Raw genomic sequence first — 12413 nt, forward strand, 5'->3', positions numbered from 1 at the left:
GAACCAGATGGAGGTCTGCTTGTCGCGCCATATACAAAAATTCGGCTTACTTCTAGAACGTGCCATCAATCGACATTTGCGAGTTTATTTAGGCTCAGCACTGCCTATTGCGGCGAGGCTTGCCATCAAGCAAGCAGAAGCGGCTTCGTTCTCGCCCCACCCCATCTGCCGGGTACACCGTCAATCCCCACGTATCCATGTGCGCCTCGACCTCCTCGCAGCAGAGATCGCCCTGCAACGCAATTTCACCGGAGGCTTGTGAACGGACAAGCCGAACCTGGGAGATTGAATTGACGCGGAAGATATGCGCAGACTTGGTTGCAGATGGTGGCAAGAGGATTTACGCCCCAGTCGTTCAGGTTTCGCTTCTGCCGATCCCGCGCAGCAAGAGCATCAATAGATCAAGGCAGGGGACGAACCAGTGAGCTTGCCGTTGCATGAGAAAGGTCACTCTGAGCTGCAGGATCAGGGGTCCGTTCCGGAAACTATTCTTAAAACCACTTCCGAGGTCGCTTTCGGTCCGTTCCGGCTCGTCCCAGCCCAGCGTTTGCTGCTGCAGGACGGCGAACCGGTTGCCTTGGGCGGCCGTGCCTTTGACATTCTCCTCGTCCTGACGAGCAAGGCAGGCGAGATCGTCAGCAAGGATGAGATCTCAAGTGTCGTCTGGCCGGGGTTGTTCGTCGACGAGAGCAATCTCCGGGTGCAGGTTTCCTCCTTGCGCCGGGCCCTTGGCGAGAGTTCCTCCGGCAATCCCTATATCGTCACCATCCCGGGCCGAGGCTACTCGCTTTCGGTTGATGTGACAGCGACGGAGGCGCCGGCCAAACTGCCTGCTTCCAAGCCTGGTCCAGCGCCGACCGCGCTGAACCTCCCCCTTCTCCTGAAGCAACTCGTGGGCCGGGAGGAGCTCGTCGCCTTGATCGACTCGAAACTGTCGCAAAGGCTGGTGACGCTGGTCGGCCCCGGCGGCGTGGGCAAAACCTCATTGGCTCTCGCCGTCGCCCAGAACGCCCACAGGTTTGCGGATGGGGTCCGGGTCGTCGAGCTCGCCACATTGGAGGATCCGCGGCTCGTTCCCACGGCGCTCGCCTCGGCCCTCGGCCACCCGGTTCGGTCGGAGAACCCGCTTCCCGGCTTGCTGGCCACGTTGCGCGACAAGGAGATGCTCTTGGTGCTCGACAACTGCGAGCATCTCATCGAGGCTGCCGCCAGCCTCTCCGAACAGATCATGATCGAGGCCCCGGCCATCAGCGTCATTGCGACGAGTCGCGAGCCTTTGCGCGCCGAGGGGGAGAACGTCGTCCATGTGACGCCGCTCGCGTTCCCCGCGGAAGGCGGGAGCCTCTCTCACGAGGCAGCCTTGGCCTATCCAGCCCTGCAGCTGTTCCTCCTGCGGGCGAAGGCCAGTAACGATGGTTTCGCGCTCCTGGAAACCGAGGTCCCACTGCTGGTCGAGATCTGCCGCCGCTTGGACGGCATTCCTTTGGCGATTGAGCTGGCGGCGGCGCGGGTGCACGCCTTCGGGATCGCGGGCCTGGCATCCTTGATGGATGACCGTTTCCGCGTCCTGACGAGCGGGCGCAGGACCACGCTGCAGCGTCATCAGACGCTTCGGGCTGCCATCGACTGGAGCTACGAGCTTCTCTCGCCCATGGAACGCACCGTGCTCAGGCGGCTCTCGGTCTTCCAGGGAGCAGTCTCGCTGGCGGCGGCGACCGCCGTGGCAGGCGCAGACTTCCTTCCGGCCGAATTTGCGGACATCGTGGCCGACCTTGTGCTGAAATCGCTCGTTGTGGCGGAGGGGGCACCGACGATCCGTTACCGGCTGCTCGATTCAGTGCGGGCCTATGCACGGGAGAAGCTCTCAGATAGTGGCGAGGACCTCGAATTCGCGCGCCGCCATGCCGAAGTTTTCGCGGCGACCCTCTCCCGTCCCGCGGGCGGCCCCGGGCCTGAGTCGGAACCGTCCCCCATGCGGAGCGACTCGGAGATCAGCAATGTGCGCGTTGCCTTGGATTGGTGCTTCTCCGAGCAGGGTGACCGCAATCTCGGGGCCACGCTCACGGCCGCTGCCGTTCCGCTTTGGCTGAGCCTGTCGCTCCTGGAGGAGTGTCGTTCGTGCGTGGAGCGCGCCCTGACTGCACTTGGACCGGCAGCCGCCCAGGGTGGTCGTCGTGAGATGCAGCTCTATGCTGCCTTGGCGGGCGCCACGATCAACATCAAGGGAGCCAGCCCGGAAACGGAAGCCGCTTGGTCGGCCGCCCTCGCCATCGCCAGGCGCTTGGGCGATGTTGATTACCAGTTGCGGACGCTGTGGGGGCTGTGGCTCCACCACTATACGAGTGGTCCCCACAGCGAGGGCCTCTCGACCGCGCATCGGTTCCAGGAGATCGCCAAGAGCGCGGGCCGCGACGATGACGTCCTGATTGGCTTCCGGATGGCCGGCGCGGCGCATTGGGCCCTTGGCGAGTTGGCCGACGCCCGTCTCGTGGTCGAGCAGATGCTGGCCCGCTATGTCGCGCCGGCTGACCGGTCGCATCTTGCCCGCTACCACTTCGACCAACGCGCCGCAGCGACCGCTGTTCTTGCGCACACGCTCTGGCTGCAAGGCCTCCCGGACAGGGCCATGCGCATCGCGTTGGAAATCGTCGACGAAACGAGTGCGCTCCAGCACGATTCATCGGAGTTCGTCGCTGTCGCGCTTTGCAGTTGTCGGCTGGCGCTTCTGACCGGGGATCGTTCCGCGGCCGAGCGCCTCGTGAACCGCCTCCAGGAGCTCACGAAACGTCAGGTCAATTACGGCACCTGGGTGCGGGCCTACAGCGCGCAAATGATGATCGACCGGGGAGACGCGGAAGCGGGGTCGCAACTGTTGAAAACCGCTCTGACGGAGCTGCCGCCGACGGCATTCCAAGTGCAGCATTCGCCGTTCCAGGCAGCCTTGGCGGAAGGGCTCGCGGCGGCGGGCCGGGTCGCGGAAGCGATGGCGGTGATCGAGGAGGCGCTGATCGGAAGCAAAGCCAAGGAAGAAAATTGGTGCAGGGCCGAACTCCTGCGCGTCAAAGGCGAGATACTGCTTCATGGTGCGACAGAACAATTGGAGGCGGCCGAGCAGGCCTTTGCCAGCTCATTGGCTCTGGCGCGCATGCAGGGAGCAGTCTCTTGGGAACTGCGAACCGCAACCAGTTTAGCCAAAATGCATAGGGCGCTAGGGCGTCCTAAGGACGCTCTCGCCCTTCTCGCCCCGGTCCTCGCCAAATTCGAGGAGGGCTTCCGGACGGCCGATGTCGCCGCAGCCGCGGTTCTCGCAAAGGCTCTTGCAGCCCGAAGAAGCACGCGATCCTCCTTATCCTGACCGGATCCCACCTGGATTGCTCCGATAGGAGCTTCCTTAGCGGCCCCAAGCCTCGCCCGACGCGTCTGAGGGCCGCCGGACGCAACTCCGCTCGCGCGGACGCCGCGCATTTGCGCCATTTCACGAAAATTCACAGCGATTAACTCCCTGTCCGGACCGGATCTGGGCACTGTGGCTGCGGACATCGGCGCCTCCACGGAACGGCAATGATCCACGCAGACCTCCCGGGGCGCACTTCACGCCGGGAGCAGCAGGCCAGCAGTTCCTTGGGAACAGGAGGATGCGAACCACTTGGTCGAGCCATCGTCCGCATGGCCCGGGCTGATCAACCTATCACGTGAGGACCCGGTCCGATGACGATGCTCACCACCAGGGATGGAACGCAGATCTACTTCAAGGACTGGGGGAGCGGCCCTCCTGTTGTTTTCAGTCATGGCTGGCCTTTGAACGCCGACAGCTGGGAAGCGCAGATGTTGCACCTGGCCGCGAACGGCTACCGCTGCATCGCGCATGATCGCCGCGGGCATGGTCGTTCCAGCCAGCCTTGGCATGGCAACGACATGGATACGTACGCGGATGACCTTGCCGAGTTGATGGAATGGCTTGATCTGCACGACGCTGTGTTGTTCGGCTTCTCCACCGGTGGCGGCGAGGTTGCGCGTTATGTCGGACGTCATGGCACAAAGCGCGTCGCGAAACTCGGGCTAATCGCAGCGGTTCCACCGCTCATGCTGCGGACCGAGGCCAATCCCAGCGGAACGCCCATCGAGGTGTTTGACGGGATCCGCGCCGCCTCGCTGAACAATCGCGCCGACCTGTACCGGGACCTCGCCGCGGGACCGTTCTTCGGCTTCAACCGGCCCGGCGCCAAGCCTTCCCAGGGCCTCATCGAGGCTTTCCGGGCGCAGGGCATGATGGCCGGCCACAAGAATGCTTATGACTGCATCGAAGCCTTCTCGGAAACCGACTTCACCCAAGACCTCAAGACCTTCGACAGACCGACGCTGATCCTGCACGGGGACGACGACCAGATCGTGCCAATTGATGCAGCGGGACGCGCGTCCGCGAGGCTCGTGAGGGACGTCACGTTCAAGGTCTATCCGGGTGGACCGCACGGCATCACCGAAACCCACAAGAATCAACTCAACGAGGACCTCCTGGCCTTCGTGAGAGCCTGAGCTTGCCCGACCGGTCATCGGTGCGCTGGTCGGTGCCCCACGGGGAAGACAGCATCGAATGAAACCCCAACGCGAGGACAACCCATGCCCAAAGCCACTCCCACCCCCGGCTCGACGCTCGTCAGCCCCACCGATCACGCCCTGATCTTGATCGACTTCCAGTCGCAGATGTCGTTTGCGACCAAATCCATCGACGCCGTGAACCTGCGCAACAATGCGGCCCTGATCTCCGAGGCCGCCGCAGGCTTCAAGGTGCCGACGATCCTGACCACGGTTGCGGAGAAGAGCTTCTCGGGCCCCATGTTCTCCGAGATCACCGATGCCTTCCCGGGCCAAAAGCTTCTTGACCGCACCTCCATGAACACCTGGGAGGATGCCGCCGTCATCGAGGAGGTGAACCGGATCGGGAAGAACCGCCTGGTCTTCGCCGGCCTCTGGACCTCGGTCTGCATCGTCGGCCCGACGCTGTCGGCGCTCGACCAGGGCTTCGAGGTCTACATCATCACCGATGCCTGCGGCGACGTCTCGACCGAAGCCCACGAGCGTGCGGTGGAGCGCATGATCCAGGCCGGCGTCCGGCCGATGACCTCGCTGCAATACCTGCTCGAACTGCAGCGCGATTGGGCTCGCACCGAGACCTATGACATGACTACCGGCATCGCGAAGAAGTTCGGCGGCTCCTATGGCCTCGGCATCATCTACGCCAAGACCATGTTCGGCGCCAGCGAAGGCGCCCATGGCTCCGCCCCGGCCGTCGCGACCGAATAAGTCATCGAAGGCAGGTGTCCCGCCCCCTGCCGAAGGGGCGCCGCGTCGTCACCGATGCGTCGCCCCTCCTTGTGCATTCCTCCAGGGAGGCGTTGTTGAAAGTCTACCTTCTGTCGCTCGGGGCTGGCCTGCTGGTCGGCATCATCTACAGCCTGCTCAACGTGCGCTCGCCGGCGCCGCCGGTGGTCGCCCTGGTGGGGCTGCTCGGCATCCTGGTCGGCGAGCAGATCCCCCCCCTCATCAAGAGCTTCTGGCAGAAGGCGCCAGCGATACAGTCCTGGTCGCATCAGGTCCGTCCGCATGTCTTCGGCCACCTGCCGGAAGGAGCCAGATCCTCGCAGCAGGCGCGCGACGCCCAAAGGAGGGCGTCATGACCACGCGCCGCACGTTTCTCGGCGCCGCAGCGGGCTTTGTCCTTCACGGATCACACGCGTCCGCTGGCGCTTCAGACCCAACCCAGTCCCCTATGGGAGCCACGTCCATGCAAGCCGACCTGATCCTGTTCAACGGGAGGATCACGACCCTCGACCGCCAGCAGCCGGAAGCCTCGGCGCTGCTCATCCGGGACGGACGCTTCGCGGCCGTCGGCAACGAGCAGGATGTGATGCCTCTCGCCGGACCGACCACGCAGCGGATCGACCTCAAGGGACGGCGCGTCATCCCGGGGCTGATCGACAGCCACATGCACATCATTCGTGGCGGCCTCAACTACAACATGGAATTGCGCTGGGACGGCGTCCGCTCCCTGGTCGACGCCATGCGCATGCTCAAGGAGCAGGTCGACCGCACCCCTGCCCCGCAATGGGTGCGCGTGGTCGGCGGCTTCACCGAGCATCAGTTCGCCGAGAAGCGCCTGCCGACGTTGGACGAGATCAACGCCGTTTCTCCGGATACGCCGGTCTTCATCCTGCATCTGTATGACCGCGCCCTGCTCAACGGCGCCGCCCTGCGGGCGGTCGGCTACACCAAGGACACGCCGAACCCGCCCGGGGGCGAGATCCAGCGCGATGCGCGCGGCAACCCCACAGGCCTGCTGATCGCCAGGCCCAACGCCACGATCCTGTACGCCACCCTGGCTAAGGGTCCGAAACTCCCACCCGAGTACCAGAAGAACTCCTCGCGCCACTTCATGCGCGAGGTCAACCGGCTTGGAGTGACCGGCGTGATCGATGCGGGCGGCGGCTTCCAGAACTATCCGGACGACTACCGGATCATCGAAGAGCTGCACCGGGAAGGCCAGCTCACGGTGCGCTTGGCCTACAACCTGTTCACCCAGAAGCCGAAGGAAGAACTCAAGGACTTCGACAGCTGGTCGAAGCAGGTAAAGCCCGGCCAGGGTGACGATCTCTACCGCCACAACGGTGCGGGCGAGATGCTGGTCTACTCCGCCGCCGACTTCGAGGACTTCAAGGTTGAGCGTCCCGAGATGCCGCCCAACATGGAGGGCGACTTGGAGCCGGTCGTCCGCCTGCTGGTCGAGAATCGCTGGCCCTGGCGCCTGCACGCCACCTACAACGAGACGATCACCCGGGCCCTCGACGTGTTCGAGAAGGTGAACCGGGACATTCCCTTCGATGGCCTGCACTGGTTCTTCGACCATGCCGAGACTATCGATGACCGCAACATCGACCGGATCGCGGCGCTTGGCGGGGGTATTGCGGTCCAGCACCGGATGGCGTTCCAGGGCGAGGATTTCGTCGAGCGCTACGGCACCAAGGCGGCCGAGCGCACGCCGCCCATCAAGCGCATGCTGGATGCCGGCGTTCCGGTCGGCGCGGGCACGGACGCCACCCGGGTTGCCTCCTACAATCCCTGGATCTCCCTGTCCTGGCTCGTGACCGGCAAGACCCTGGGAGGACTGACGCTCTATCCGGCAGCCAATCGTCTGGATCGTGAGGGTGCCCTGCGGCTGTGGACCGAGGCCAACACCTGGTTCTCCAATGAGCCGGGCAAGAAGGGTCAGATCGTGGAAGGGCAACTGGCCGACCTGGCGGTGCTGTCCGACGACTACTTCGCCGTGCCGGAAGATGCGATCCAGGACATCACGTCGGTTCTGACGCTCTTGGGCGGCAGAGCCGTGCATGGCGACGCCGAGTTCAAGGATCTTGCCCCTTCCCTGCCCCCGCCAATGCCGGACTGGTCCCCTGTCCGGAGCTATGGCGGCTACCGGCAGCGGGCCGGCACCGACGACGCCCGCAAGTACGCCTTCGCGGCGGCAGCCTGCGCCTGTGCCAGCTCCTGCGGCGTGCATGGACACGCGCATGCCAGTGCCTGGGGCGCCAACGCACCAGCCTCCGATGCCCGCTCGTTCTGGGGGGCGCTCGGATGCTCCTGCTGGGCATTCTGACGGAGGGCAATATGACTGACATCGCAGTTCCCCGCCTGATTGCCCAGGTGTTGGCCCTGCCCGGGCTCGACATGCTGGCCCGCCTGGCGCTCGCATCACCTTTCCTGATCAGCGGGCTCGTGAAGCTCACCGACCTTGGCGGCGCCATGAATGAGGTCGCCGGTCTGGGTCTCCAGCCTGCTATGCCGATAGCCGCAGCAATCATTGTCACTCAGCTCGGGGGCTCCGCTCTCTTCCTGACCCGTCGCTATTGCTGGCTCGGAGCCGGCATTCTCGCGGGCTTTACCGTTGTGGCGACGTTGCTGGCGCATCCGTTCTGGATGTTCGAGGGTCCGGATCGAGGCCGCCAGACCGCGACCTTCTTCGAGCATGCCGCCATCGTGGGCGGGCTCGCCGTTGCGGCCCTGCTCGTCAACTCCCGGAGAGGACAGTCATGACCGGAGCTCAAGGAACGATCACCGAAGGGGCAGCGCCTCCCCCTCCACCGGGCACCTTCGCGCCGCTGCGGCACAGTCTCTTCGCGGTGATCTGGACCGCGACGGTGCTCGGCAACGTCGGCACCTTCATGCGCGACGTGTCCTCCTCCTGGCTGGTGACGGAGATCTCCGCCTCGCCGGCTGCGGTCGCCATGATCCAGGCGGCGGGCACCCTCCCGGTCTTCCTCCTGGCCATTCCCGCAGGTGTCCTGTCCGACATTCTGGACCGGCGCCGCTTCCTGATTGCCATCCAGATCATGCTCGGCATCGTGAGCTCCACGCTGGCGTTCCTGTCCTGGACGGGCGCTGTCACAATCGAGAGCCTTGTCATTCTCACCTTCTTGGGTGGCGTTGGCGCGGCTCTCGCAACCCCTGCCTGGCAAGCCATCACACCTGAGCTCGTGCCGCGGTCAGATCTCAAGGGTGCCGTGGCTCTCAATTCGCTGGGAATCAATATCGCGCGTTCCATCGGTCCGGCGCTAGGAGGCTTCCTGCTGGCGGGCCTCGGAGCCGCGGCGGTCTATGGCCTCGACGTGATGACCTACATCCTCGTTGCCGGAGCCCTGCTCTGGTGGCGGCGGGAGACCGACGCGGATGATGGCCTGCGGGAGCACTTCGGTGGGGCATTACGGGCTGGCCTGCGGTATGCCAGGGCCAGTCATGACCTGCACCGCATCCTGTGGCGCGCGGTGCTGTTCTTCGCCTTCGCCAGCGCCGTCTGGGCGCTTCTCCCCATCGTGGCCCGCCAGGAGATCGGCGGCGGCCCGAGCTTCTATGGTCTGATGCTCGGCAGCGTCGGGGCTGGCGCCATCTTGGGAGCAGTCCTGCTGCCGCGGATTCGCGCCCGGTTGGGTCAGGACCGGCTCGTGCTCGCCATGTCGCTCGTGACGGCTGGCGCGACCGCTCTCCTGGCCCTGACGAACTCCGAGGTCGTGGCGATCATCGCGACCTTCGTGCTCGGCATCGCCTGGATCGCCATGCTGACCACGCTCAACAGCACCATGCAGGCGATCCTGCCGAACTGGATCCGGGGCCGTGGCTTAGCGATCTATCTCACGGCGTTCAACGGCGCGATGGCGGCGGGCTCCCTGGGTTGGGGCTTCCTCGCCCAGGAGATCACGACAGACACCACCCTGATCGTGGCGGGCATCGGCCTCGCCGGCGCGGCGCTGCTGGCGCACCGGGCTCCCCTGCCAAGCGGGGAAGGCGATCTCACGCCCTCGCTACACTGGCCCGAGCCCGCAATGGCCGAGCCCGTCGCTCACGACCGCGGCCCGGTGATGATCATGGTCACCTACCGTGTCCACCAGGCGGATCGCTCCGCCTTCCTGACAACCCTTGAGCGTCTCTCCGAAGGGCGCCGCCGCGACGGGGCCTACGCCTGGGGCGTGTCCGAGGATGCGGCCGATCCCGAGCACATCGTCGAATGGTTCTTCGTCGAGTCCTGGGCCGAGCACCTGCGCCAGCACAAGCGGGTCTCGAAGGCGGACGCCGACATCCAGGCCGAGACACGCCGCTTCCATCAAGGGACCGAGCCGCCTCTCGTGCAACACTTCCTGGCGGTCGGCAGATCCGGCCGGGGCTCGAATTGAGATTGCGGCGAGGAGCGATTGCGCTGCGCGATCAGCCGCACATCGCCCTTCCCGTCACCCGCCGCGACGCCTTCCTGGCCGCCGCGGCGGCACAGGCTCCCGCCCCCTGCCGATGGCATCGGACGCGGCGGCAACACCCACCCAAGCACAAGAAAGACTTTCAATGGGCACGATCACGACCAAGGACGGAACCAAGATTTTCTACAAGGACTGGGGCACGGGACAGCCGATCCTGTTCTCGCACGGATGGCCGCTGTCCGCGGATGCCTGGGACGGCCAGATGCTGTTCTTCGGCCAGCAGGGCTACCGCGTCATTGCCCATGACCGACGCAGTCACGGCCGTTCCGACCAGACCTGGAACGGCAACCACATGGACCAGTACGCAGACGACCTGGCCGAACTGATCGAGACACTCGATCTGCGCGACATCGTGATGATCGGCCATTCCACCGGTGGTGGCGAGGTGGCGCACTACATCGGCCGCCACGGCTCCGCGCGTGTCGCGAAGGTGGTGCTCGTCGGTGCGGTGCCGCCGCTGATGCTGAAGACCGAGACCAATCCGGAGGGCACGCCTATGGAGGTCTTCGACGGCATCCGCCAGAGCACGGCGGGCGACCGCTCGCAGTTCTTCAAGGATCTCACGATCCCGTTCTACGGCTTCAACCGTGACGGTGCTAAGGTCAATGACGGCCTGCGTGAGGCCTTCTGGCTTCAGGGCATGATGGGCGGCATCAAGGGCGAGTACGATTGCGTCCGGGAGTTCTCGGAAATTGACTACACCGAGGACCTGAAGAAGATCGATAAGCCGACACTGATTATCCATGGCGACGACGACCAGATCGTGCCGATCAAGGCCTCGGCGGAAAAGGCCGCGAAGATCGTCGAGGACGCCCAGCTCAAGGTCTACCCGGACGGATCGCATGGCTTGGCGCAGATCGAGGCGGACAAGTTCAACGCCGACGTCCTGGCCTTCATCAAGGCTTAAGGACAGGGCTGACCCAACTCGGGGAACATCCCGCCATCACGCGGAATAGGTCGGAATTGCAGCGGCTGAGGGGCCTACTACGCCTATCGTACAGTCGACCGACAGCAAGCTAGGGAGCGCAATGGATGAGTGATAGCAAAACTACGGCACCGGTTCAGGCAGCAAATCACGGCGTCGCCTGGGAGAAAGCCTTCGGATATGCGCAGGCGATCAAGGTCAAGGATACGATCTACGTCTCTGGGCAATTGAGCCACGACTCTGCGGGCAACCTTGTGGCTCCGGCCGATCTCGATGAAGCCGGAAAGCCGCAATCATTCGACAACATGGAATCGCAGATCCGCCAGACTTATGAGAATGCGCGGATCCTGCTGGCGCAGTTGGGAGCCTCATTCGATGATGTCGTAGAGGAGACACTGTACGTGCTGGACGTCGACGCCGCGTTCGGTGCGGCTTCCAAGGTTCGCAAGCAGGTTTATGGTGCAGAGATACCTCAGCTCGCGAGCAACCTAATTGGCGTGTCACGGCTCGCCTTCCCGCAACAGCTCGTTGAGATCACGTTCCGAGCTGTCGTCAATCGATAGAGTGCTCTGGTGGAACTTTGGGAAAGCCGCTCGGCCCACGTCGGGCGGCTTTCTCTGTGGCGATGGTCCATTGTGCCTTTAGACCTCTGGGCTGTTCGGCCACTTTGGGTCTAGCGCTGGGTGTCTGATCGCCATCGGCTCGATGCTCAGTGGGAGAGGTGCGCCATGACACAAGCACATCAGCAGCGGTGCTCCTGACCGTAGTGATGACGTGGGTCGCGAGCGATCCTTCGAATGTCGCCTGTGGGTCAAACTGAGTAGTAGCAGATGTCCGTGTGAAGGTCCGCTCATCCCAGCTAGGCGGAAGTACGGCTAAGGTCAGCCCCGTGCCAATATGCGACATTCCCGGTCTCCGGGTGGAATTTCTGATCCAGCGTCTCGCAGACCGACACTCACAGCCATGGGTTGGAACCTGAACGGTGGGAGCGGAACGGCCCTGGGGCCGTTCCGTGACGATGCCAAGAAGCGGATCAGGGCTTGGCCTTGACCGGAAGCCGAAACGGCGCCCCCAGCCGGTTGAACGCGTTCATGGCCGCAATCGTGATCGTGAGGTCTACGAGATCCTTGGGCGCGAAAGCCGCGCTTGCGGCCGCATAGGCCTCGTCGGAGGCGTGCGTCTTGCTGACGAGCGTGACTTCCTCCGCCCACGCGAGCGCGGCGCGGTATGTGTCGGGAAACAGCTGGGGCACCTCGGCCCAGACCGGAACGAGGGCGACTTTCTCGACCGGCATCGTGTCCAGGAGGTCCCGGGTGTGCAGGTCGATGCAGTGCGCGCAGCCGTTGATCTGCGAAACCCGCAGGAAGACGAGGTGGATCAGTTCGTGGGGTAGGTCGGTGCCCGTGGTGATGTAATGGTGGATGCCGAAAAGGGCCTTCGCACCCTGCGGCGCCACCTCGTTCCAGACCAGCCGTTTGTTCTCGCTCATGACACGTCCTTATATTCGGAACGCCGGAGATCGACGTTCGAAGCCATGACGGGCCAAGCGGTCAGGGTGTGACATGCCACTCGGCATTTCCGCTCGAAGCGGCCGATGTCACATCCGGGCCCGTCCGATCGTCTTATCCTCGGGTGCGGGATGCGCGAGCGACGGGAAAGCGGATATGGTCGGCGAGGAAACGGGGTGGATGGGT

11 protein-coding genes are annotated in these 12413 nt (G+C 64.3%); 10 read left to right on the plus strand and 1 reads right to left on the minus strand.

The annotated features are described in order from the left end of the window. The 10 genes from AC0QTX_RS07395 to AC0QTX_RS07440 all read left to right on the plus strand — a co-directional run. A partial coding sequence (locus tag AC0QTX_RS07395; RefSeq protein WP_474603183.1) for a hypothetical protein occupies window positions 1-262 on the plus strand: 262 nt, incomplete at its 5' end. Between the two features lie 171 nt (window positions 263-433). Next, window positions 434-3355 carry an ATP-binding protein gene (locus tag AC0QTX_RS07400; RefSeq protein ID WP_474603184.1) on the plus strand — a complete coding sequence of 974 codons (2922 nt, stop codon included), beginning with the start codon at window positions 434-436 and terminating at the stop codon, window positions 3353-3355. A 353-nt stretch (window positions 3356-3708) separates the two neighbouring features. Then, complete coding sequence (locus tag AC0QTX_RS07405; protein WP_474603185.1) at window positions 3709-4533, plus strand: alpha/beta fold hydrolase; 825 nt, start codon at window positions 3709-3711, stop codon at window positions 4531-4533. 84 nt (window positions 4534-4617) lie between these two features. Then, the gene (locus AC0QTX_RS07410; RefSeq protein ID WP_474603186.1) at window positions 4618-5301 is read left to right on the plus strand and encodes a hydrolase; all 684 of its coding nucleotides are present in this window, start codon (window positions 4618-4620) and stop codon (window positions 5299-5301) included. Window positions 5302-5396: 95 nt separating this feature from the next. After that, window positions 5397-5675, plus strand: a complete 279-nt coding sequence (locus AC0QTX_RS07415; RefSeq protein WP_474603187.1) for a XapX domain-containing protein — start codon at window positions 5397-5399, stop codon at window positions 5673-5675. Further along, entirely contained in the window at window positions 5672-7648 is a 1977-nt protein-coding gene (locus AC0QTX_RS07420; protein WP_474603188.1) for an amidohydrolase, read from the plus strand. The genes AC0QTX_RS07415 and AC0QTX_RS07420 overlap by 4 nt, the downstream gene beginning before the upstream one ends. A gap of 11 nt (window positions 7649-7659) precedes the next feature. Next, window positions 7660-8085: a DoxX family protein gene (locus tag AC0QTX_RS07425; RefSeq protein ID WP_474603189.1), complete on the plus strand. Its 426-nt coding sequence runs from the start codon at window positions 7660-7662 to the stop codon at window positions 8083-8085. Beyond that, window positions 8082-9716, plus strand: a complete 1635-nt coding sequence (locus AC0QTX_RS07430; protein ID WP_474603190.1) for an MFS transporter — start codon at window positions 8082-8084, stop codon at window positions 9714-9716. Before AC0QTX_RS07425 ends, AC0QTX_RS07430 begins: the two co-directional genes overlap by 4 nt. A gap of 163 nt (window positions 9717-9879) precedes the next feature. Beyond that, window positions 9880-10701: an alpha/beta fold hydrolase gene (locus AC0QTX_RS07435; RefSeq protein WP_474603191.1), complete on the plus strand. Its 822-nt coding sequence runs from the start codon at window positions 9880-9882 to the stop codon at window positions 10699-10701. A gap of 125 nt (window positions 10702-10826) precedes the next feature. Further along, complete coding sequence (locus tag AC0QTX_RS07440; RefSeq protein WP_474603192.1) at window positions 10827-11282, plus strand: Rid family hydrolase; 456 nt, start codon at window positions 10827-10829, stop codon at window positions 11280-11282. 470 nt (window positions 11283-11752) lie between these two features. Here the strand turns inward: AC0QTX_RS07440 and AC0QTX_RS07445 are convergent, their stop codons facing one another. Next, the gene (locus AC0QTX_RS07445) at window positions 11753-12208 is read right to left on the minus strand and encodes a carboxymuconolactone decarboxylase family protein (RefSeq protein ID WP_474603193.1); all 456 of its coding nucleotides are present in this window, start codon (window positions 12206-12208) and stop codon (window positions 11753-11755) included. Window positions 12209-12413 lie beyond the last annotated feature (205 nt).

The sequence above is a fragment of the Microvirga sp. jy35 genome (assembly GCF_056148915.1).